The sequence below is a fragment of the Virgibacillus sp. AGTR genome (genome assembly GCF_016919725.2).
Lineage (GTDB): Bacteria > Bacillota > Bacilli > Bacillales > Amphibacillaceae > Virgibacillus > Virgibacillus salarius.
Genome location: NZ_JAJERH010000001.1, coordinates 119482 through 140274, shown reverse-complemented (window position 1 = coordinate 140274; position 20793 = coordinate 119482). Strand labels below are relative to the sequence as shown.

General features: G+C 36.3%; 28 protein-coding genes. 23 read left to right on the top strand and 5 right to left on the bottom strand.

Going from position 1 to position 20793, the window contains the following annotated elements:
- Positions 1-24 precede the first annotated feature (24 nt).
- The 5 genes from ectB to JUJ52_RS00655 all read left to right on the top strand — a co-directional run bounded on the left by ectB (position 25) and on the right by JUJ52_RS00655 (position 4031).
- Complete coding sequence (gene ectB, locus JUJ52_RS00675) at positions 25-1269, top strand: diaminobutyrate--2-oxoglutarate transaminase (RefSeq protein ID WP_205389760.1); 1245 nt, start codon at positions 25-27, stop codon at positions 1267-1269.
- A 35-nt stretch (positions 1270-1304) separates the two neighbouring features.
- Positions 1305-1691 carry an ectoine synthase gene (locus JUJ52_RS00670; RefSeq protein ID WP_026682243.1) on the top strand — a complete coding sequence of 129 codons (387 nt, stop codon included), beginning with the start codon at positions 1305-1307 and terminating at the stop codon, positions 1689-1691.
- Positions 1692-2337: 646 nt separating this feature from the next.
- Complete coding sequence (locus JUJ52_RS00665) at positions 2338-2808, top strand: GNAT family N-acetyltransferase (RefSeq protein ID WP_205388456.1); 471 nt, start codon at positions 2338-2340, stop codon at positions 2806-2808.
- Between the two features lie 54 nt (positions 2809-2862).
- Positions 2863-3333, top strand: coding sequence for a GNAT family N-acetyltransferase (locus JUJ52_RS00660; protein ID WP_205388457.1), 471 nt, complete (start codon positions 2863-2865; stop codon positions 3331-3333).
- Positions 3330-4031 (top strand): HAD family hydrolase, encoded by a 702-nt coding sequence (locus tag JUJ52_RS00655; RefSeq protein WP_205388458.1) that lies wholly within the window; start codon positions 3330-3332, stop codon positions 4029-4031. Before JUJ52_RS00660 ends, JUJ52_RS00655 begins: the two co-directional genes overlap by 4 nt.
- A gap of 31 nt (positions 4032-4062) precedes the next feature.
- Here JUJ52_RS00655 and JUJ52_RS00650 read toward each other — a convergent pair whose 3' ends face one another.
- Genes JUJ52_RS00650 through JUJ52_RS00640 form a run of 3 tightly spaced genes read right to left on the bottom strand, consistent with a single transcriptional unit; the run spans position 4063 to position 5314 of the window.
- Positions 4063-4413 carry a DMT family transporter gene (locus JUJ52_RS00650; protein ID WP_205388459.1) on the bottom strand — a complete coding sequence of 117 codons (351 nt, stop codon included), beginning with the start codon at positions 4411-4413 and terminating at the stop codon, positions 4063-4065.
- 22 nt (positions 4414-4435) lie between these two features.
- The gene (locus JUJ52_RS00645; RefSeq protein ID WP_026682238.1) at positions 4436-4759 is read right to left on the bottom strand and encodes a DMT family transporter; all 324 of its coding nucleotides are present in this window, start codon (positions 4757-4759) and stop codon (positions 4436-4438) included.
- Positions 4760-4774: 15 nt separating this feature from the next.
- Positions 4775-5314: a TetR/AcrR family transcriptional regulator gene (locus JUJ52_RS00640; protein ID WP_121604961.1), complete on the bottom strand. Its 540-nt coding sequence runs from the start codon at positions 5312-5314 to the stop codon at positions 4775-4777.
- A gap of 498 nt (positions 5315-5812) precedes the next feature.
- Between JUJ52_RS00640 and JUJ52_RS00635 the strand changes: the two genes are divergently transcribed.
- Positions 5813-6649, top strand: a complete 837-nt coding sequence (locus JUJ52_RS00635; RefSeq protein WP_121604962.1) for a metallophosphoesterase — start codon at positions 5813-5815, stop codon at positions 6647-6649.
- 224 nt (positions 6650-6873) lie between these two features.
- Here the strand turns inward: JUJ52_RS00635 and JUJ52_RS00630 are convergent, their stop codons facing one another.
- The gene (locus JUJ52_RS00630) at positions 6874-7626 is read right to left on the bottom strand and encodes a DUF899 domain-containing protein (protein ID WP_226983503.1); all 753 of its coding nucleotides are present in this window, start codon (positions 7624-7626) and stop codon (positions 6874-6876) included.
- 208 nt (positions 7627-7834) lie between these two features.
- On the opposite strand from JUJ52_RS00630, the gene JUJ52_RS00625 reads away from it, so the two are divergent.
- The 9 genes from JUJ52_RS00625 to splB all read left to right on the top strand — a co-directional run bounded on the left by JUJ52_RS00625 (position 7835) and on the right by splB (position 16414).
- Positions 7835-9049 (top strand): DUF819 family protein, encoded by a 1215-nt coding sequence (locus JUJ52_RS00625; RefSeq protein ID WP_121604963.1) that lies wholly within the window; start codon positions 7835-7837, stop codon positions 9047-9049.
- A 247-nt stretch (positions 9050-9296) separates the two neighbouring features.
- Positions 9297-10508, top strand: coding sequence for a phosphoenolpyruvate hydrolase family protein (locus tag JUJ52_RS00620; RefSeq protein ID WP_026682233.1), 1212 nt, complete (start codon positions 9297-9299; stop codon positions 10506-10508).
- 51 nt (positions 10509-10559) lie between these two features.
- The gene (locus tag JUJ52_RS00615) at positions 10560-10724 is read left to right on the top strand and encodes a hypothetical protein (protein ID WP_161629282.1); all 165 of its coding nucleotides are present in this window, start codon (positions 10560-10562) and stop codon (positions 10722-10724) included.
- A gap of 95 nt (positions 10725-10819) precedes the next feature.
- Positions 10820-12046: a Tm-1-like ATP-binding domain-containing protein gene (locus JUJ52_RS00610; protein WP_121604964.1), complete on the top strand. Its 1227-nt coding sequence runs from the start codon at positions 10820-10822 to the stop codon at positions 12044-12046.
- Position 12047: 1 nt separating this feature from the next.
- Positions 12048-12872, top strand: a complete 825-nt coding sequence (locus JUJ52_RS00605; protein WP_026682231.1) for a phosphoenolpyruvate hydrolase family protein — start codon at positions 12048-12050, stop codon at positions 12870-12872.
- A gap of 53 nt (positions 12873-12925) precedes the next feature.
- Positions 12926-13648, top strand: a complete 723-nt coding sequence (locus JUJ52_RS00600; protein WP_205388460.1) for a DUF981 family protein — start codon at positions 12926-12928, stop codon at positions 13646-13648.
- 288 nt (positions 13649-13936) lie between these two features.
- Positions 13937-14974 carry an NAD(P)-dependent alcohol dehydrogenase gene (locus tag JUJ52_RS00595; RefSeq protein WP_205388461.1) on the top strand — a complete coding sequence of 346 codons (1038 nt, stop codon included), beginning with the start codon at positions 13937-13939 and terminating at the stop codon, positions 14972-14974.
- Between the two features lie 176 nt (positions 14975-15150).
- Entirely contained in the window at positions 15151-15393 is a 243-nt protein-coding gene (locus JUJ52_RS00590; protein ID WP_371413952.1) for a transcriptional regulator SplA domain-containing protein, read from the top strand.
- Entirely contained in the window at positions 15386-16414 is a 1029-nt protein-coding gene (splB, locus tag JUJ52_RS00585) for a spore photoproduct lyase (protein ID WP_205388462.1), read from the top strand. The genes JUJ52_RS00590 and splB overlap by 8 nt, the downstream gene beginning before the upstream one ends.
- A 280-nt stretch (positions 16415-16694) precedes the next feature.
- Here the strand turns inward: splB and JUJ52_RS00580 are convergent, their stop codons facing one another.
- Entirely contained in the window at positions 16695-17084 is a 390-nt protein-coding gene (locus tag JUJ52_RS00580; RefSeq protein WP_026682226.1) for a TIGR02328 family protein, read from the bottom strand.
- Between the two features lie 107 nt (positions 17085-17191).
- Here JUJ52_RS00580 and JUJ52_RS00575 point away from each other — a divergent pair, with 107 nt between their 5' ends.
- The 8 genes from JUJ52_RS00575 to JUJ52_RS00540 all read left to right on the top strand — a co-directional run bounded on the left by JUJ52_RS00575 (position 17192) and on the right by JUJ52_RS00540 (position 20786).
- Complete coding sequence (locus JUJ52_RS00575) at positions 17192-17818, top strand: DUF1361 domain-containing protein (RefSeq protein WP_026682225.1); 627 nt, start codon at positions 17192-17194, stop codon at positions 17816-17818.
- On the top strand, positions 17808-18119 hold the full coding sequence (locus tag JUJ52_RS00570) for a hypothetical protein (RefSeq protein ID WP_034679386.1): 312 nt from the start codon (positions 17808-17810) through the stop codon (positions 18117-18119). The genes JUJ52_RS00575 and JUJ52_RS00570 overlap by 11 nt, the downstream gene beginning before the upstream one ends.
- Before the next feature lie 77 nt (positions 18120-18196).
- Complete coding sequence (locus JUJ52_RS00565; RefSeq protein WP_034679384.1) at positions 18197-18538, top strand: hypothetical protein; 342 nt, start codon at positions 18197-18199, stop codon at positions 18536-18538.
- Between the two features lie 20 nt (positions 18539-18558).
- Positions 18559-18819, top strand: a complete 261-nt coding sequence (locus JUJ52_RS00560) for a metal-sensitive transcriptional regulator (protein ID WP_026682222.1) — start codon at positions 18559-18561, stop codon at positions 18817-18819.
- Between the two features lie 121 nt (positions 18820-18940).
- Entirely contained in the window at positions 18941-19420 is a 480-nt protein-coding gene (locus JUJ52_RS00555; RefSeq protein WP_026682221.1) for a DsrE/DsrF/DrsH-like family protein, read from the top strand.
- Positions 19421-19492: 72 nt separating this feature from the next.
- Entirely contained in the window at positions 19493-19792 is a 300-nt protein-coding gene (locus JUJ52_RS00550; RefSeq protein ID WP_026682220.1) for a rhodanese-like domain-containing protein, read from the top strand.
- Between the two features lie 10 nt (positions 19793-19802).
- Positions 19803-20375: a sulfurtransferase TusA family protein gene (locus JUJ52_RS00545; RefSeq protein ID WP_121604972.1), complete on the top strand. Its 573-nt coding sequence runs from the start codon at positions 19803-19805 to the stop codon at positions 20373-20375.
- Positions 20376-20387: 12 nt separating this feature from the next.
- Positions 20388-20786 (top strand): DsrE/DsrF/DrsH-like family protein, encoded by a 399-nt coding sequence (locus JUJ52_RS00540; protein WP_121604973.1) that lies wholly within the window; start codon positions 20388-20390, stop codon positions 20784-20786.
- The last annotated feature ends 7 nt before the right edge of the window (positions 20787-20793 follow it).

The window sequence follows — 20793 nt, the reverse complement described above, 5'->3', positions numbered from 1 at the left end:
ACAGCAGTATTAAATAATGAAAAAATGAAAACCTTTGAAGAATTGGAATCATCGGTTAGAAGCTATAGCAGAGGCTGGCCAACAATTTTTACAAAGGCTAAAGGATATAAACTATGGGATATAGATGGAAAAGAGTATATTGACTTTTTTGCTGGTGCTGGTGCATTAAATTATGGTCATAACAATGATGTTATGCAGCAAAAGCTGATTGAATATATTCAAAATGACGGAATCATTCATAGTTTGGATATGGGCACAACTCCTAGAAAGAACTTTCTAGATCAGTTCAACGACGTTATACTTAAACCTCGTCAACTAGACTATAAAATAATGTTTCCGGGACCAACTGGAACGAATACTGTAGAAAGCGCCTTGAAAATAGCTAGAAAGGTAACGGGGCGCGACACGGTTATTAGTTTTACAAATGCATTTCATGGAATGACAATAGGTTCATTATCCGTGACTGGTAACTCATTTAAACGTCATGGTGCAGGAATACCTCTTCACCATAGTGTTTCTATGCCATTTGACGAATATGTGGAGGATCAGGACTCAATTGCTTACTTAGAGCGGTTCCTTGAGGATAGTGGAAGCGGTGTAGCATTACCGGCAGCAATTATCTTGGAAACTGTACAAGGAGAAGGCGGAATCAATGCGGCTAGCATGGAATGGCTAAAGAAAGTCGAATCTATCTGTAAGCGTTGGGATATTCTGTTGATTATTGATGATGTTCAAGCTGGATGTGGTAGGACTGGTACATTCTTTAGTTTTGAACCTGCAGGAATTAAACCTGATATTATTTGTCTCTCTAAATCAATAGGGGGTATTGGTCTACCTATGGCTATTACATTAATTAAACCAGAATTTGATCAGTGGGGACCAGGTGAGCATAACGGGACATTCCGTGGGAATAATTTAGCGTTTATTGCAGCTACGGAAGCTTTAACAAATTGGGAAACAGATGCCTTTAGCAACTCTATTCAGCAAAAGGCTAACCTTATTCGTGAACGTATAGAATCTATTATTAATAAATTCTCCACGTTACAAGGTGAGGCACGAGGTCGTGGGTTTATGCAAGGTATTGTGATACAAGAAGCAGATCTTGCCAATAAGATTTGTGCGGAGGCATTTAATCGCGGATTAATTGTTGAGACATCTGGACCAAATGATGAGGTTGTAAAATTCCTTCCTCCTTTAATAATTGAAGAAGAGGGGATAAATAATGGTTTTGATATTCTTGAAGAAGCAATTAAACAAGTATTGAAGTAAACATTTTATATAAGATAGAAAAGAGGAGATTATTCATGATCGTAAAATCACTTGAAGATATTATTGGAACAGAAGATGAAACATCTGGGGAAAATTGGTCAAGCCGTCGATTTATTTATAAAAAAGATGGTGTAGGTTTTAGCATGAATGATACCATTATTAAAGCGGGTACCAACAACTTCTTCTGGTACAAAAACCATATTGAACTTGTCTATTGTATCGAAGGAGAAGGTGAGATTGAAAAATTAGAAACTGGTGAAGTATATCAATTAAAACCAGGAACTATGTACCTTTTAGATGAACATGATAAGCATGAGCTTCGTGCCCGTACACAAATGCGTATGGTATGTGTATTTAACCCACCATTAGTTGGTAGCGAAACGCATACAAAAGAAGGATATTATCCTCTATTAACAGAATAACTAAATGAAATAAATGTACTTCACCCCAAAAGTGAGAGTGAAATCTTTCTTTTGGGGTGTTTCTTTATGGCTAAATATAGTGATCCATTTAAGTTAATAGTAGTAAGAGCATATTAAGGGGTTATTTAGGATATGACATGTTGGCTAAGAAGCATGGATTGACAAGCAGTTCCCGCGTAAACGGTGGGTTGAAGAATTGTATAAGAAATTTGGGAGGGAAGGATTAATAAGGCAACGGGAATAGCAAGTTTATTCTGTTCCATTTACACTGGATGTATGAAGCTTTATGAAGAGAACAGATTCTTCATAAACGGAGACAGTCATTTAATTTGGAGCTACAACCTCCAATAATTAATTCATGGAAAAAACTGTTAGTGAAGGTGATAATGAGGCCTTGGGAAACTCGAAAGGACGACCACCTATGACTGATAAAGCTAAGAAAAAAGGCAATAAACAAACAAATGAAAAAGAAATGGCATAGGAACAAAAATTGGAACCACAGAACGAACTTCTTCGCCTAGAGGTAGAACTTACAATCCATTAATTTAAACGAAGTGAAAAAGCTTCAGAACGTATGATATAATTAAAATTCAGAATAATATGAAGTGGGATGTGGAATTAGTTATAAAAGAAGGGGGTTGATTTAATGAATATTCGGTCTATCGAAGGATCCGATTACTATCGTATTTCACCTATCATAAATGAATGGTGGGGTGGGAGACAGATGGCAGATATGGTACCAAAATTGTTCTTTGAGCACTTTAATAATAGTAGCTTTATAGTTGAAGAAAACGGAGAAATCATTGGTTTCTTAATAGGCTTCGTATCTCAATCCCAGACAAACACGGCTTATATTCATTTTATTGGTGTACACCCAAATCACCGAAATATGCAAATCGGAAAACGATTATACCACACGTTTTTTCAGGTTATGAAACGGTTTAACGTTGAAGTAATACGCTGTGTAACTTCGCCAAAGAATAGAAACTCAATAGCATTTCATACCCATATGGGTTTTGATATTGTTGAGGGAGATAACGTTGTAGATGGTATCTCTATTCACACGCAATATGATGGGATAAACCATGATCGAGTTTTGTTTAGGAAGCAAATATAATTTAACTTCAAGTTTAATTATAGAAAAAGATACAACACGATTGGAGAATCCGATATGCATTACTCTTTTAAACCAATGACGCAGGAACAGGCTGAAATTATTGCTTACGAGTGGCATTACGATGGAGAGTATCGCTTCTATAATATGGAAGAAGATCAAGAAGATTTACAAGAATTCCTTAATCCTGAACGACGTCAAGGTTCTCATTTTATTGTACATGATGAAAAGAATGAATTAGTAGGTTTTTTTACCTATCATTGTGGGGATCATAAAGTAGAAATTGGGCTTGGGATGAAACCAGAATTAACGGGGCTCGGTTTAGGGCTAAGTTTTTTGCAAGCGGGTATTCAGTTTGCAGAGAAAAAGTATATTTGTCAGCGTTTAACGTTATCGGTGGCTAGTTTTAACCAGCGAGCTATAAAAGTGTATAAAAAAGCCGGATTTCAGACTGTGGAATCCTTTACGCAGCATACGAATGGATCTAATTATGAATTTATCAAAATGATGAGGAGTAAGGGAAAATGATAGAAGCTGTTATTTTTGATTTGGATGGAACGTTACTTCATAGAGAAGCTTCTATAAAACGGTTTGCCACGAATCAATATGAACGCTTCTATCCTTATTTCAGTCATATACCTAAAAAATGCTATGTCAATCGATTTATAACATTGGATAAAAGGGGATATGTGTGGAACGACAAAGTATATCAACAAATGGTTAAGGAATTTAATGTGACTGGCATAACCCCTAAACAGTTATTAACTGATTATTTGGTTCAGTTCAAAACTAACTGCATCCTTTTTCCTGAAGTTTTAAAATTGCTGGAAGCACTGCAAGAACGATCATTAAAACTTGGCATAATTACAAATGGACAAGGACCGTTCCAAATGGATGTCATTCGTAAAACAGGGATCTTTCCGTTTATGGATGAGGTTTTGGTATCTGAATACGAGGGAATAAAAAAGCCAGACTTAGAGATTTTTAGAAGCGCTTTAGATCGGTTACAAGTTGCCGCAGCAAGAAGTATATTTGTAGGTGATCATCCCCAAAATGATGTCCATCCTGCTAAAAAGTCGGGAATGATAAGTATTTGGAAAAGAGATGCATATTGGGGAAGTGCTAATGCGGATTTTATCATTGATGATATGATGGAATTACTTGATATAATCGAAGACGATTTCATATCGGGATGTGTAAAGAGCTTTCGTGCTAATTGTATATAGTTTATGATGTGGACATCCATCTATTTAATCATTAGCTTGATGGATGCAAAACTTTTTCCCCTTGATTATTTGGCATATTTAGTAAGACAACTCCTCCAATAATAAAAATCAATCCAACCACGGTCAAGAAGCTAAATGGTTCATTCCAAATTAGTATTCCTATTAATGCAGTCAATGCCGTTCCAATTCCAGCCCAAATAGCATATGCCAAGCTTAGGGCCACTGTTTTTAAACAAATAGAGAGGAAATAAAATGCTGAAGCAAAGGAAACTACGACACCAAAAGATGGTAAAGGATTAGAAAAACCATCGGATATTTTAAGCATTGTTGTACCACATACTTCACTTATAATGGAGATGGCTAACATGACATATCCTTTCATAAGAAAAACCTCCAATCTACTATTATACTCCGCTCGATAATTTTAGAGAAATAACGCCACCAATAATAAAAACTAAGCCGATTATTTTTTTAAAATTAAATTTTTCTTTATAAACAAGAACACCAATGAGTGCAGTCAATGCAGTCCCTGCACCAGACCATACTGCATATGCAGTACTAAGTGGTATAGCAGTAAGCGTGAGCGATAGTCCATAAAACGCTATCCCCATTCCAAATATAACTCCTAAGGAAGGGAGGAGCCTTTTGAATCCGTTGGACTGCTTCAACATAGAATTTCCAAACACTTCACCTAAAACAGCAATGATTAAAATTACAAATGGATTGATCATTAGGGGCACCTCCTATGTTGTCATTTGAATTAATTTTTCAATGACCTTCTCACGTAAATTCTCATCTAATGGAGCCATGTCAAGCATTTCCGAATAATAAATACCATCAATGGCAAGTCGGATAATACTAGCAGTAACGGGATCTAGATTGTCTTGCTCAACTTTATTTTGCATATAACGATATCCCTTGCTAAGTCCTTCTGAAATATCAGGATTTAGCATGGATGCTGCCATGATTCCAATATTTAGTTTCGCGTTATTATCCAAGTCCCATTTAGATGTTTCAATTAAGGCTCGTGTCCACTTTCCTTTTTCATTAGGATCGTTTTCTGCATGTTTATTAAATGAGTTGGTAAATTGCTCAAATATATGATCAGATAAACCTTTTAATAAAGCATCTTTATTTGGGAAATGATATAGTAAACCGCCTTTGCTAATTCCAGCATGATTAGCAACAGCGTCCAAGGTTAACGAATTAAAATCATTCTCAAGAATAAACGCTGTACCAGATGTTAATATATGTTCTCGTTTCTTCTCAGCTTTCGTATTCATTACCATTCCTCCAATCAACCAACATAAAAAAGACCAACCGGACGGCTTTTTTAAAATTGTAACAACTAGGTGGTTTTTTGTCAAATGAGTATACAAGAGCAGCGAATATCACTGTTTCATGTAAGGAGAATTGTAGAAGGAGAACTGTAAAATAGAGAAGGGTTATGAAGTAGGTAAATCATTGTTTTTTTGTAGTCTAGGGAAATTATAAAATTTGCCAATGTTAATAAATATCGTTTGAGCCGCGTCCAGCTCCAGCGCCCAGAAGCTAGATGACTTTACGAATTGCCCTACGATAAGTCATCATCGGCTCGCAAGCTCACCGTGATTCCTTTATCTCTGTAGACTTGCTCCAGTCGCTACGTTTCTAATCGGGCGCTTGCGCTTTTGTGCAACGGTGAAAATTACAACCTACTAGGAATGCTATGTTATATCCATATATTACAAGTGAACAAATGATGATCACCCTTTATAATAGAGTACAGGGGTGATTTCTACATGTATATAAGTATTGGAATTATAGCATTATTGAGTTATTTTATATATATAGGCTATAGAAATACGCATTCTGTGGTTGTTAATCAAATTGATATAGAAAAAGATATAGAAACAAATAAAGGGAAAATACTAAAAATATTGCATATCTCAGACTTGCATATTGAAAATATATCGATAACTCCACAAAATATAATGCAACAATTAGATTCTCAATCGCTAGATTTAATTGCGTTAACAGGAGATTTCTTAGATCGTAAGAAAAGTATTCCCAAGCTTATACCTTATTTAGAGGAATTGAGTAAATTAAATCCTAAGTATGGTGCTTATGCGGTTTTTGGTAATCATGATTATGTGTTAAAGGATAGAGACTTTCAGCAATTAAAAGATATACTGAATCAGTATGGATTCAAAACGCTTCAGAATGAAAATGCGGTAATTACAGTAGATGGTGAGGCTGTTAATGTTATTGGCATTGATAATTTTAGTACAAATCATAGTAATCTAGTTAAATCGTTTGCAGGTTTGCAACAAGGAAGTAATCTTGTGTTAACACATGATCCAAATGTAGTTTTAGAAATGGACAAGTATCATTTTGATTATCTGCTTTCAGGTCATTTTCATGGCGGGCAAATTCATTGGCCAAAACCTTACCACCTTCGGAAAATGGGGAAACTGGTCAAGTTGAATATGGTTAAAGGACTTCATAAATTAGAAGGTCGTCCCTTTTATATTAGTGAAGGGCTTGGTCAAACAGGAATTAATATTCGAGTTGGAAGTCGTCCGGAAATCACCATTCATCATTTGCGCATAGGTAATCGGATCAAAGAAGTCATTTAGCCAGTGTTGGAAGTACAGCGTTGCGAAAATACTTCGTTGTCTCGCTATATAGGGGTTATTAAAACCAAACAACTAATTTAGAATTAGCCAAAGCACAACTAACATTCAAAAAGTTGGTACCGATCCCCAGAAGTTAGATTTTTTACTCTAACTTCTGAGGGTCGGTATCTTATTGTTCTGCTTTATTTTACTGAAAATTATTGATCTCAATCTCTTGATCTATGTCAAGACAAGGAGTCTGTGTATTTGTCATGATGTTTCCACCATTCATATCTTGGGGTTTTCCTGACCCAAGTAGGTGAGTTTTCCCAATCCTCTTGCCTGCCCATCGGGGTGATATCAAGATAGCTCCAATTACTACCTAAGTATTCAACACCACGTGCTCCTGTTGAATACGTATGATAAACCTTGTTGTTATCTTGTAAGAATACGCTGTATCCGTGCGTTTCTTCTCCTTGCTTCGTAGTTGCTCCAAAGTCATAATTGAAGTCACTGTTAAAGGAAGAGTACCATGGCAAGGTCCATTCCATTCGCTTTTTAAAGGGATGTATTTTTTCCATAGGAGCTCTAGAAATTAAGACCAACGTCGTGTCACGTGCACGTAAATGAGCTTGGTGTCCAATGTTATCTACCATCATAGAACAGCCATCGCAGCCTTCAACCCAACTGGGGTCAAACATGAAGTGATAAACAATAAGCTGTTTTTTTCCGGCGAATAAATCAAGAAGGCTATATTGCTCCTTTAATCCGTTAAATGTATAGTTTTTTGTTATTTCTACCATAGGTAAGTGACGACGTTCTGCATTTAATTTATCGCGCTCTCGAGTATGTTCCTTTTCCTTCTTTAAAAAGGCCTGATGTGCTTTATTCCAATCTTCTTTTGTTACAATCATCGCTTGATTTACATGAGTTTTGCGAAGCTGTTCATTATCAGCTGTATTATTTTTGCTACAGCAATGCTTCATTGATTCTGACATAAATAATCATTCCTTTCTCAAGTATATTCTTTCGGTAAGCAAAGAATAGCATATAGAAGAAGGAAGGGTTTCTCTTTTATTGCTATATGATCTACATAAAAGGAGTTATTTCCTCTTGACAATAATTAGAAAATTCTATATTATAATTAGTATTTTTATGATAGACGAACTAGGGGTATTAACTATCAACAATTAAAGGGGGGTTGGCATGATTACATCAATTATAAGTTCAGAAGATACATGGTTGTTATGGGCCTTTATGGCAGGTTGGGCTGCTGTAAGCATATGCTTAGAACAAAAATATAAGTGGGCCTCCAAGGTGACGGGTGCTATTATCGCTCTTGTTGGTGCGATGGTTCTCGTAAATATAAATGTGATTCCAAGTCAAGCACCTGCTTACGATGCTGTTTGGTCATATGTTGTCCCACTTGCTATTCCGCTGTTATTATTCCAGGCAAATCTTAAGAAAATATGGAATGAAAGCGGCAGAATGTTATTGCTGTTTCTTATTAGTTCAATAGGTACTGTAATCGGGGGCTTTGTTGCTTATATGTCTATGCATCAATGGATTCCAAATGCTACAAAGATTACAGGATTAGAAACAGGTTCCTATACAGGTGGAGGCGTGAACTTTGCTGCTTTGTCAGCTAAGCTTGAGGTACCAGGCGAATTGGCTTCTTCTGCTATAGTGGCTGATAATATTCTTATGGCGCTTTACTTTTTTACTCTAATTATGCTGCCAGCAATAACATTCATTCGTAACAGGTTCCATACACCTTACCTCGATGAATTGGAACAAAACAATAATGATTCTCAAGAGAATGGAGTTCGTACCTATTGGAAACGAAAAGAAGTTTCATTAAAAGATATTGCTTTTGCTATTGGTATAGCATTTGCACTAGTAGCAATCTCGTTTAAACTTGCTGAAGTTATTGACCAATGGATTCCATCAGGAGAAGGTGTTGGTTTCTTTTACAATGTATTAAATGGTTTATTCGGCGATGGTTATTTAATGCTAACGAGTATTACCGTTTTTGTCGTCACTGTCTTCCATCGTTTCTTTGAAAATATTCATGGTGCTCAAGAAATAGGTACGTATTTAATTTATATTTTCTTTGTAGTAATTGGAGTCCCGGCATCACTTCCACTACTTATTAGTAACGCACCTTTATTATTGTTGTTTTTAGCTATTATGGTTCTATTCAACATGCTAGTAACATTTACAGTTGGCAAGCTGTTTAAATTCAGTCTTGAAGAAATGATAGTTGCTAGTAATGCTAATATTGGTGGCCCTACAACCGCTGCTGCTTTTGCAATTGCTAAAGGTTGGACGAAATTAATTGTTCCGATTATGTTAGTTGGTACATTAGGTTATGTGATTGGGAATTATTTAGGAAGTATGGTTTATTATCTTCTTCCATAAAAGTGAACTAGTATATAAAAGAGTGCCCTATGTTATCAATATTGTATGGAAAACCTTTTATATTGTAAATGAAAGGGCACATGTTTGCTAAGTAGCATAGTCAAGGCTAGATTATTAGGTAGTTTCGTTTTCCTACATATTTTATTTTCATTATAGTAATCTGTCTCTATATGCTATGATGGATTAAATAAGAACAATACGCGGAGTGGCACCACTGCACGTAAATAATGTTTCATGGAGAATAAAAATGGAATCGGTTAAAGAAAAGATTTTAGATAATTTATATAAACAACTAAAAACTAAAAATCATATCATTGGTGTAGCTACTGGATCTGGTTTAACAGCAAAATATGCGGAACAAGGTGGTGCAGATTTTATACTGGCGTTAAGTTCGGGTCGATTTCGTCAAATGGGTGTTAGCTCACTTGCTGGGTTTATGCCATATGCAAATAGTAATAGCGTCGTTATGGATTTTGCTCTAAAGGAATTATTGCCTGTAATTAAAAAAATACCCACCATTTTTGGTTTGTTTGCAACTGATCCAACGATTAATTTAGAGGCTTACATAAAAAAGATTCAGGATCATGGTTTTGCTGGAATAAATAACTATCCAACACTAGGATTAATTGATGGTGATTTTCGCGAAGCACTCGAGGAGCAAGGAATATCGTATCAAAGGGAAGTTGAGGCAATTCGTATTGCAAGTCAACGTGGCCTGTTTACTGTTGCCTTTGTCTTTAATGAAAGCCAAGCAAAAGCCATGCTACAAGCTGGCGCAGATATCATATGTGTCCACCTTGGTTTAACAACAGGTGGGATACTAGGCGCAAAACAAATACAATCCTTGCAATCAGCCAAACGAATAGCAATAGCCATATTTAGTGTATGTAATCAATTTAATCGGCCTGTCATTAAGATGGTTTACGGGGGGCCAGTTAACAAGCCAATTGATGTACAGTTTATGTATGATGGAACGGATATAAATGGTTATATCGGTGGTTCTGTCTTTGAAAGGATACCAGCAGAGCAACTTATTATGAAAATAACCAAGTCATTTAAGCAAACGTATGATGTGAAGTATGAAGAATTTATGCAAAAAATTATAAACGGCTTTAGTAGTAAACAAGATTATATTGCGTTTATTAAAGATTATATAAGTACACATTATATGGAGCAAATTACCTTGAATGATCTTGCGAGTATCTTAAACCTATCTAGGACTTATTTAAGCACATTGTTTAAAGGAGAGATGGGGATTTCATTCGTTAACTATTTAATTAACTTTCGATTAAATAGGGCCATTGAAATTATGTACGAAAAAGATCTTCCTTTTTCGACAATTTCAGAAATGGTTGGTTATCCAAACTATACGCAATTTAGTAAGATATTTAAAAAAAGATATGGATTATCACCCAAGCAATATAAAAAACAAACATTAGGACAAAATAAACGAACATAAATACATTAATTTTCCGCGAAGAAAGCGATATCATTGGGATAGAGGGATAAATTGAAATTGCAAAAAGATAGAGATTACCCCGCACTGAAGCAATGGGTCATTGCTAATGTCATCACATCCTTGAAAAGATATCGCTTTTTTCGTGCGAAGTTTTCTGGAGCAATTTTAACTTTTCCTCCAGCTACCTTTAAAGCAGGACAGGACATTGTAGACTAAATAACAGATTTAACCTAACCAAAATTGAATGTGTAGCCAGCTAGCAAAGGTAGATGTTACGTTTTTAAATTATTAAAAGAAAAGGGGAGTTGGAAATGTCGAAAACAATTGCATTAGCAGGTACTTTTGATTCAAAGGGTAAAGAGTTTCAATACGTTAAAGAGTTGATTGAATCACTTGGGTTTCAAACATTGACTATTCATACAGGTGTTTTCGACCCTGTTTTTCCTCCAGATGTATCTAATACAGAGGTATTTGTTGCGGCTGGGGAAGATAAACAACAAATCGTAGCGGCAAAGGATCGAGCTCATGCTACGCTCGTCCTCTCTAAAGGTATGGAACTACTACTGCCAAAACTATATGATGAAGGAAAATTTGACGGCATTCTATCTTTTGGTGGAACAGGAGGTACTTCTATCGTTACACCTGGCATGAGAGCACTGCCTATCGGTGTACCAAAAGTTATGGTATCAACAGTTGCATCCGGAAATACGGAGCCATATGTTGGGACAAGTGATATTATGATGTACCCTTCTATTGTTGATGTAGCTGGATTAAACTCTATTTCTACCAAAATCTTCACAAATGCAGTCTTTGCAATTGCTGGAATGCTGACATATGAAAACAAAACAACGATTGAAAAAAAACCTTTAATCGCTGCGACAATGTTTGGGTTAACGACTCCCTGTATTAACTATGCAAAAGCATATTTGGAAAAACAGGGATATGAAACATTAATTTTCCATGCTACAGGAGTTGGTGGCCGTACAATGGAAAACCTTATTGAGAATGGTTTTATTAAGGGTGTGCTTGATTTAACAACAACAGAATGGGCAGATGAGCTATTTGGTGGTGTATTAGCAGCTGGCCCACATCGATTAGAAGCAGCGGCGAAACATCGTATTCCTCAGGTTGTATCTGTTGGTGCAATGGACATGGTGAACTTCGGACCGTATGATACTGTTCCAAAGCATTACGCGGGTCGAAATTTTTATAGGCATAACCCTACCGTTACATTAATGCGTACGAGCGTTGAAGAAAATAAGCAAATCGGTGAAGCTATCGCAGCCAAATTAAATAAGGCTGAGGGAGATACTGCTCTTATATTACCGCTAAAAGGGCTTTCTGGACTAGATGTAAAGGGACAGGACTTTTATGGTCCTGAAGAGGATACGATGTTATTTGATACGTTAAAGGAAAAAGTAGATCGTTCAAAAGTACAATTGATAGAGCTTGATAATGTTATTAATGACAAAGCTTTTGCTGAAGCGGCAGCTGAAAAGTTAATTCAATTAATGGAAGCTAAAAAAGGAGAGAACTAAATTGTATTCACGCGAAGAAATTTTAAATCGATTTAAAGAAGAGGTCAATGAAGGGAAAATATTATTAGGTGTGGGAGCTGGCACAGGTATAACTGCTAAAAGTAGTGAAGCTGGTGGTGCGGATATGCTAATTGTTTATAATTCTGGTCGATATCGGATGGCTGGTCGTGGATCATTAGCAGGATTACTTTCGTATGGTGATGCAAACCAAATTGTTGTAGAAATGGGGAGCGAAGTGTTACCAGTTGTTCATCACACACCTGTACTTGCAGGGGTGAATGGTACAGATCCATTTAGAGTGATGGATGTATTTCTAAAGCAATTAAAGTCACAAGGCTTTAGTGGTGTACAGAATTTCCCTACGGTTGGTTTGATTGATGGGGTGTTCAGACAAAATCTAGAGGAAACGGGCATGGGATATGATCTTGAGGTTGATATGATTAAAAAAGCGCATGAATTAGATATGCTCACAACTCCGTATGTGTTTGATGAGGAGCAAGCGAGAAAAATGGCGGAAGCTGGAGCAGACATATTGGTTGCGCATATGGGACTCACAACAAAAGGAACGATTGGAGCTAAAACTGCGTTAACTTTAGATGACTGTGTAGAAAGAATTCAAAAAATCATCGATGCTGGGAAGTCCGTAAATCCAGATATTACAGCTATTTGTCATGGTGGACCGATAGCCGAACCGGAAGATGCAGCATATGTAATCGAAAGAGTAGATGGTATTGTAGGATTCTTTGGAGCATCAAGTATTGAAAGGTTTGCTGCTGAAAAAGGTATCAAAGAGCAAGCAGAAGCTTTTAAAGATATTCGAAACTAACGTAATTAATTTAGCTATAATGGGAAGAAATGTTTAAACAAGGGGGAGTACAAATGGTTATCGATTGGTCAGTAACGCAGGTGTATAATACGATTATGGTGGTAGCAACTGGTGTAGGTTTATTATTAATTCTGCGATTTGCATCACATGTGAACAGAGGGCGCGTTGGACAGCTGGAGGGGTGGGCCATTGGCTTTGCTATCCCTGGTTTTATCCTTACAATAACTGGTACGCATATGAGCTTAACATGGCCGTTGTCTAAAATTGGATTTCCCTTCGATGATATCATCTTTGGAGAACCATCCTTAGCTTTTGGGGTAATGTTGTTGGCAGCTGCTATTTTATTATGGAGAAAGTCAAACGTATATATGGCTGAAGGTATAAATATGAACCATAATAAGACGGTTTCTGAAAAGTTACAACAGGAGCTACCTTATTTGTTAAAACCATTAGCTTATTTTGCTGCAGCAATGGGGCTAGCACTTTTTTCAGTGGCGATTGCTGGAGTAACTTATCAGTTATTTGCTGCTCCACCAGAAGAACCGATTTCGGGTGCATTTGCAGATTATCCGCTAATCGAGGCAATGTTTATTTCAGGATTATACGCGATTACAGGGCTGGGGGCAGTGTTATTTCCATTTATCCTAAAGCCAAAGCCTAATAAAAGCTTATTAATCATTATTAAAATGGCTTGGACTATTGCAGGATGGGTTTTTGTTTTATTTGGTGTGATGAATTATTTTACCCATATCGGACTAATTGTTAACACGATGTGATTCATTTGTTCTTGGCTGTTATACAGTTTAAAAAGGTGAACGAGTTTACCGTAACTTGTTTACCTTTTTACTATTTTAGCGTTTTGATGGGTAACATATTCTAGATGGACATATGGCATGAAGCTTACTTGTTTTGGTATGATGCAGTATTTTGTCTTGTCTCAAGCACATTTATCGTTAGTTCCGATATATCAGTGTATAATAATATATAGTAACTAAATAATTATAAATAACTAAGTTCAAGCAGCTGTTACACATAGTCAAGGTGATGATTTTAAACTAGAAGAGGTGGAGCTTTCTGAACCTAAACCCAATGAGGTTGTTATTAAAATTGTAGCTTCTGGTGTATGTCATACCGATGCAGTAGCAAGAGATGCGGGCCTTGCACCATTCCCCGCCGTACTGGGTCATGAGGGGTCAGGTGTTGTTCAAGAGGTTGGAGATGCAGTCACTACAATTGAGCCTGGCGACCATGTCGTCATTGCATTTGCTTCATGCGGGCATTGTGAAAACTGTTTAACAGGGCATCCATCTGTTTGTCTAGCATTCAATGATTTGAATTTCGGAGGAAAGATGGAGGATGGAACATATAGAATTCATCAGAATGGACAAGCATTATCCACTTTCTTTGGACAATCTTCTTTTGGAACATTTGCTGTTGCTAATGAGAAAAATGTTGTGAAAGTCGATAAAGATGTTGACTTAGCATTATTAGGACCACTTGGATGTGGAATCCAAACTGGCAGCGGTACCGTTTTAAATAAATTAAAACCCGAATTTGGTTCATCAATTGCAATATACGGTAGTGGTGCTGTTGGATTAAGCGCAGTTATGGCTGCTAAGATTCAAGGATGTAAGCAAATTATAGCTGTAGATATTCAGGAGAGTCGTCTAGAATTGGCAAAAGAATTAGGTGCAACTCATGCTATAAATAGTAAAACGACAGAGGATGTTGTGAAAGAAATAAAAGAAATAACCAATGGGGGAACGCACTATGCCATTGATACAACTGGAGTTCCTCCTGTGGTAAAACAATCCATACATGCGCTTCGCCCTTTAGGACAATGTGCAATTGTTGGTGTTACACCAGAAATAACGTTTGATGTGCATAATGATATCATGGCAGAAGGCAAAACGATTATGGGAGTAATTGAAGGGGACGCCATACCTAAAGTATTTATTCCTCAGCTAGTTGAATATTATAAAAATGGACAATTTCCGTTTGATAAATTAGTTAAGTTTTATGAGTTCGAGCAAATTAATGAAGCCTTTGCAGATTCAAAGAATGGTGTGACGATTAAGCCTATCGTAAAAATGGCTGAATAGTATTTTCCATAACTATAAATAAAAATGAAGCGAATAGCTTGTTCGCTTCATTTTTATTTATATATATAGCGCAAAGTATAGCAAATTAATACGGTTGTTAGTTTTAAATCAATGGTGATTGCACATAATAAGGATAATAATTGTAGAAGTTTGGTGATTAGATGGAGATTAATAATATGTATCAACCTGGTGAAGTAGTTTATGTTATCATTCGCAATCCGCACGCACAGGATGTTGCCCAGGTTCAACAGGCGGCGGTGGTAGAAAATCCTGAACTGCCACAAGAATTAGCCCTGTTTATATATGAAACCTATTATCCATTAACGGACGAGATTGCCGTATATAAGTCTGCTAATGAAGCCGAAGAGGCATATCAGGCAGCTTTTGGCTTACCAGAACAAGGAGACTACTATGGTTAAACCATTTGTTCCACAGCTTGTCTATGTTGAACCTAATGCATTGACATATCCACTAGGTAAAAAATTAATCACGAATTTTGAGGATATGGGTATTGAGATTAGAGAAACAACATCTCATAATCAAGTTAGAAATTTGCCGGGGGATAATCATTTTCAAAGATATCGAGTAGCTAAGTCTACACTAGTTGTTGGACTGCGTAAGACCTTAAAGTTCGATACCTCAAAGCCATCAGCTGAATATGCTATTCCTTTTGCTACTGGATGTATGGGGCATTGTCATTATTGCTATTTACAAACAACGATGGGAAGTAAACCGTATATTCGGACCTACGTCAATGTAGATGAGATATTCGAAGCCGCAGAGCAATATATGGACGAAAGAGCGCCTGAAACAACACGATTTGAGGCATCATGTACGTCAGATATAGTTGGAGTAGACCACCTAACACATACTTTAAAACGGGCCATTGAATACTTTGGCGAATCGGAATATGGCCAATTACGGTTTGTGACCAAATTTGCACATGTTGATCATTTATTAGATGCAAAACATAATGGTCGAACTCGATTTCGTTTTAGTATAAATGATGACTACATCATTAAATATTTTGAACCTGGCACATCTCGGTTGAATGAACGTATTGAAGCTGCTGTAAAGGTAGCAGAGGCTGGATACCCATTAGGGTTTATCGTTGCCCCGATTTATCTACATGATGGTTGGAAGCAAGGGTATCATGAAATGTTTGAAAAATTAGAAGCAGCTTTATCAACGAAAGCGAAAAAGGATCTAACGTTTGAAATGATTCAGCATCGATTTACCAAGCCAGCTAAACGAGTCATTCAAGAAAATTATCCAATGACAAAATTGGAATTAGATGAATCGAAACGGAAGTGGAAGTGGGGAAGGTACGGAATAGGAAAATACGTTTATATGGATGAGGAGCAAGAAGATATGAAGGATACGTTAGGTGGATATATTCATAAATATTTTCCAGAGTCTAACATAGAATATTTTACGTAATGTTAGACCTTGACAACATATGTGAATGCCAAGCCTATTCGAAACGCTTTAGCTTGTCTTTGAATTGGCTCGGCTTTATTTGATGTTAGATTATCTAAACTAAGTAGCGTAGGTAAAATACAATGGCTCTCCTAGCGAGAGTGGGCCCCAATAATGCCCCTGAAGGGATCCAAAAGTTTGACAGTGAAGTAATCTCCCACAATGCAGTACAAAATCTCAACATTCCGTAATAGACCATTCTTTTTTAGAGGATAGGGTATAGTATTGCCAAGCTTTTTGATCAACGGTTACTAAGAATAACCCCTTTTTCCCTTAAGTTATCGATACATTCCTGCAAATATGAATTATTATGCTCGGGGTATATGGGATGATCGATGTTACGATTTGCATCCATACCGTAAAAACTTTCGGCATCATGTGGTTCTGAATTTTTCCCCCGGTAATATGGATCTTCCCATGATGGATCAATATTATATTCTCTCTTCTTCATTTCAATCATAATGCGTTTATGATATAAAAAAAGTCGATATGGGGAGTAGTGGAACACATAATTTACCGTAGCATGTTTTTTCCCCCATCCCTTGCCTCGTAACGCACAGCATTCACGGTGTTGTCCTAGTAATTGTTGACGTGGCAAAGCTTTAATTAGGGATTCGTGCCAAAGACGCATTGAAAAAACCTCCTTACTATATCTATCTCATAAATAAACGATATCGTTGCACATCGTATCTTCTCATTGTAATATAGATAAATGTACAAATGAAGGGGAGCTTAATTATGAGTAAGCGATCAAAGGCAAGAATTATCTTTTTCCTTTATATTTTAGTGTTATTATGTTTTGATACAACCTATTCGTTTATGATTTTTAATTTATTTCTTGCTTTTGCTGCATTAGAGCTTTCTTTTTTACTTCCTCTATTTCGAATAAGAAATAATAAAGAAATAGTGATGAGTATGTTTTTTGTTGTTACTTTTATTTTGCTATCTCCAAATGCTATCTATGTAGTAACAGATTTAATTCACCTAACTTTTTTTGATTTTGATTTTATGGAAGGACTAGAGTTGAAGGAATGGTGGAATTTTACGATATTAGTTAGTGGCGTATTTTTGGCTTTATTTTATTATGTGCTAATGATGGACCAAGTCCGAGCCTTTTTAGGAAGGTCAAAGTGGATGAATTTGATATTACTATTAATGATTATATTATCAAGTATTGGTGTATATATTGGTAGGTTTTTACGCTTCCATTCTATTCACATTTTTACAGAGCCATTAACTGTAGTTTTTCAAATTGTTCATTCACTAGACTATTCTTCTGTTCTATTTATAGGTTGGATGACGATATTGCAGATAATTATATGCTGGTTGTTTTTAGATGAAGTAGGTGTTAAAAATGGTACATAATCTATGGACAGAATTATATATTGTTCTATTACTACTAGCAGCAGTTGTGATTATTTCGCAATGCTACATTACATATCTATTTCATAAGTATGAGCAAGCAAAAATTTGGAAAGTTATTGGCATTCTTTTCCCATTAGGTCTAAATATATATATCTATCAAATTATTAAACTTGAAAAACGACTTAACAATTTTCTGCAAATAGCCTCAATGGAACGAAGGGATTGGCGGACTGCTTATTTACTTGTTTTGGCTCAATACCTACTGCTTTTTGCTGTCTTCGGCTTATTTGCTTCTCCATAATAAATAAAATACCTCCTTGACATTATACCTATAGGGGTATAATATGGATGTAGATTACAGGAAACAAGGAGGGAAATATGACTGTCTTACTATTAGTTATGATTAGTTTATTATTGCTTGTCCTTTATCGACGATATATACCCGTTTGGGGTATTGGAAAAATAAATATTGATCGTGTCTCCTCATGTAATGATAAGATAACCATTGTAGATACGAGAGACTACCAAATATCATCACAGGACATGATTGATAATGCGTGTTGTTTACCAATGCCGTACCTTCATCGTTATTATAATGAATTACCAAATCATAAACTCATCATTGTAGCAAAGGATCGGGTTGATAAAAATTTAAGCTCTCGTTTTTTACGAAAAAAAGGAAAGCACGTTATAGGCTATCATGTAGCTGCTAATGAATAAAGGAAAGGAGGGCTGGAGAAATGAAGTACAATTCGAATGTGAAAAATAGAATGAAGCGGGTTGAGGGGCAGATTAGAGGCTTGTTAAAGATGATGGAAGACGAAAAAGATTGCCGTGATATTGTTACGCAAATGTCTGCTGTAAGAAGTGCAATTGATCGTACGGCTGCACTGATTGTAAGTACAAACTTAGAACAGTGTATTCGAGAAGAAAAAGAAAATGGTGAAAGCTCAGAGGAAATTATACAGGAAGCAGTACAATTACTGGTTAAGAGCAGGTAACACATTGACAAACTAGCAGCAAACTACTACCATGTAGAAGGGGTTAACTTAACCCTATTTTTTATAAACGATATAATACCCGTGCGGGTATTAGTAAAATCCGAAAGAAGGTGCTGTGAAGATGACTGAAAAAAAGAAAACAACAATTGTATTATTTAGCGGGGACTATGATAAAGCAATGGCCGCTTATATTATTGCTAACGGTGCTGCTGCATATGACCATGAGGTGACTATTTTTCATACCTTTTGGGGGTTAAATGCATTACGTAAAGAAAATCAAGTTCCAGTAAAAAAAGGTTTTATGGAAATGATGTTTGGGAAAATGATGCCAAAAGGTACTGATAAAATGGGATTATCTAAAATGAACTATTTAGGGATGGGTCCCAAAATGATAAAAAGTGTTATGAAAAAGCATAATGCTATACCACTTCCTCAGTTAGTAGAAATGGCTCAAGAACAAGATGTAAAATTAATTGCCTGTACAATGACAATGGATCTACTTGGATTACAAAAAGAGGAATTATTAGATGAAATTGAGTATGGTGGTGTTGCTGCTTATATTGGTGATGCTCAGGATGGGAATGTAAATCTATTTATCTAATTTTTTTTGGGTTTATATACCTGTACCAGTATATGTGTTTTACCAACTGTGAATGAATAGGAGGAAAGTGTAATGAAGGAGATTACTACCAAGGAATTAGCTCAAAAGGTTTTGGCGGGAGAAAAACTATATATTATAGATGTCCGCGAAGATAATGAAGTAGCTCAAGGAAAAATACCTGGAGCTAATCACATTAAATTGGGTGATATTCCTGATAAATTAGGAGAATTAGATCAAAAGAGACACTATTATATGGTGTGTCGATCCGGTGGTAGAAGTGGAAAAGCAGCTACATTTTTAGAAGATAAAGGATTTGATGTTACGAATGTTGCTGGCGGCATGCTCAATTGGGAAGAAGAACTAGAAAAATAGGAGGGATTACATGAGTATACAAGCAAATGATGTCTTGGATGCAAAAGGATTGGCTTGTCCAATGCCAATTGTAAAAACAAAAAAAGCTATTAAAGAATTAGATCCAGGTCAGGTAATGGAGGTGCAGGCAACTGACAAAGGTTCGACAGCTGATTTAAAAGCATGGGCAGAAAGTACAGGTCATCAATATTTAGGCACTGTTGAAGAAGATGATATATTAAAGCACTATGTACGCAAAGCAAGTGTTGCTGAAGCTAAAGAAGAAAAGAAATATGAGAAAATAGCTGAACTATCTACCTTGCAAGCTAAATACAAAGAGGGTGCAACTATTACTGTTTTAGATGTACGTGAGCCAGCCGAATTTGCCTTTGGCCATATACCTGGGGCAGTAAATATTCCGTTTGGTGAATTGGTAGAACGCTTCGAAGAACTAGATAAGAAAAAAGAATTATATATTATTTGCCGTACCGGGAGCAGAAGTGATTTAGCTGCCCAAAAGTTAACAGAAGCAGGATTCACCAATATATGGAATGTTGTACCAGGTATGTCCAAATGGGATGGTCCATTAGCAAATGAACGTTAAGGAGGAAGTAAAATGTCAAATACAAAAGTAGCAATTATCGCAGCAAATGGGACGTTATTTGATGCATATAAAGTTTTTAATATAGCAACAGCAGCAGCTGCGTCTAATGCTGAGGTAGGGATATTCTTTACGTTTGAGGGATTGAACCTCATTCATCAAGATAAGTATAAAAATTTGCCACTTCCAGAAGGAAAAGAGGATTTTAAAACAGGCTTTGAACAAGCGAATGTTCCATCCATTAAGGAGCTTGTAGCTATTGCTCAAGAAATGGGAGTGAAAATGATAGCTTGCCAGATGACAATGGATGTTATGAAGTTAGAAAAGAAAGCCTTTGTTGAAGGTATAGAAGTTGGTGGAGCAGCTACCTTTATTGAATATGCCAAAGATGCCAATATTTCATTATCATTTTAGTTAGGAG

Coding starts and splice junctions, on each gene's coding strand:
- JUJ52_RS00570 (WP_034679386.1), top strand. CDS start 17,808: ATGGTACATAATCTATGGACAGAATTATATATTGTTCTATTACTACTA.
- JUJ52_RS00580 (WP_026682226.1), bottom strand. CDS start 17,084: ATGCGTCTTTGGCACGAATCCCTAATTAAAGCTTTGCCACGTCAACAA.
- JUJ52_RS00560 (WP_026682222.1), top strand. CDS start 18,559: ATGAAGTACAATTCGAATGTGAAAAATAGAATGAAGCGGGTTGAGGGG.
- JUJ52_RS00650 (WP_205388459.1), bottom strand. CDS start 4,413: ATGAAAGGATATGTCATGTTAGCCATCTCCATTATAAGTGAAGTATGT.
- JUJ52_RS00635 (WP_121604962.1), top strand. CDS start 5,813: ATGTATATAAGTATTGGAATTATAGCATTATTGAGTTATTTTATATAT.
- JUJ52_RS00640 (WP_121604961.1), bottom strand. CDS start 5,314: ATGAATACGAAAGCTGAGAAGAAACGAGAACATATATTAACATCTGGT.
- ectB (WP_205389760.1), top strand. CDS start 25: ATGAAAACCTTTGAAGAATTGGAATCATCGGTTAGAAGCTATAGCAGA.
- JUJ52_RS00620 (WP_026682233.1), top strand. CDS start 9,297: ATGGAATCGGTTAAAGAAAAGATTTTAGATAATTTATATAAACAACTA.
- JUJ52_RS00565 (WP_034679384.1), top strand. CDS start 18,197: ATGACTGTCTTACTATTAGTTATGATTAGTTTATTATTGCTTGTCCTT.
- JUJ52_RS00545 (WP_121604972.1), top strand. CDS start 19,803: ATGAGTATACAAGCAAATGATGTCTTGGATGCAAAAGGATTGGCTTGT.
- JUJ52_RS00665 (WP_205388456.1), top strand. CDS start 2,338: ATGAATATTCGGTCTATCGAAGGATCCGATTACTATCGTATTTCACCT.
- JUJ52_RS00610 (WP_121604964.1), top strand. CDS start 10,820: ATGTCGAAAACAATTGCATTAGCAGGTACTTTTGATTCAAAGGGTAAA.
- JUJ52_RS00555 (WP_026682221.1), top strand. CDS start 18,941: ATGACTGAAAAAAAGAAAACAACAATTGTATTATTTAGCGGGGACTAT.
- JUJ52_RS00625 (WP_121604963.1), top strand. CDS start 7,835: ATGATTACATCAATTATAAGTTCAGAAGATACATGGTTGTTATGGGCC.
- JUJ52_RS00660 (WP_205388457.1), top strand. CDS start 2,863: ATGCATTACTCTTTTAAACCAATGACGCAGGAACAGGCTGAAATTATT.
- JUJ52_RS00575 (WP_026682225.1), top strand. CDS start 17,192: ATGAGTAAGCGATCAAAGGCAAGAATTATCTTTTTCCTTTATATTTTA.
- JUJ52_RS00630 (WP_226983503.1), bottom strand. CDS start 7,626: ATGTCAGAATCAATGAAGCATTGCTGTAGCAAAAATAATACAGCTGAT.
- JUJ52_RS00590 (WP_371413952.1), top strand. CDS start 15,151: ATGTATCAACCTGGTGAAGTAGTTTATGTTATCATTCGCAATCCGCAC.
- JUJ52_RS00550 (WP_026682220.1), top strand. CDS start 19,493: ATGAAGGAGATTACTACCAAGGAATTAGCTCAAAAGGTTTTGGCGGGA.
- JUJ52_RS00655 (WP_205388458.1), top strand. CDS start 3,330: ATGATAGAAGCTGTTATTTTTGATTTGGATGGAACGTTACTTCATAGA.
- JUJ52_RS00540 (WP_121604973.1), top strand. CDS start 20,388: ATGTCAAATACAAAAGTAGCAATTATCGCAGCAAATGGGACGTTATTT.
- JUJ52_RS00600 (WP_205388460.1), top strand. CDS start 12,926: ATGGTTATCGATTGGTCAGTAACGCAGGTGTATAATACGATTATGGTG.
- JUJ52_RS00670 (WP_026682243.1), top strand. CDS start 1,305: ATGATCGTAAAATCACTTGAAGATATTATTGGAACAGAAGATGAAACA.
- splB (WP_205388462.1), top strand. CDS start 15,386: ATGGTTAAACCATTTGTTCCACAGCTTGTCTATGTTGAACCTAATGCA.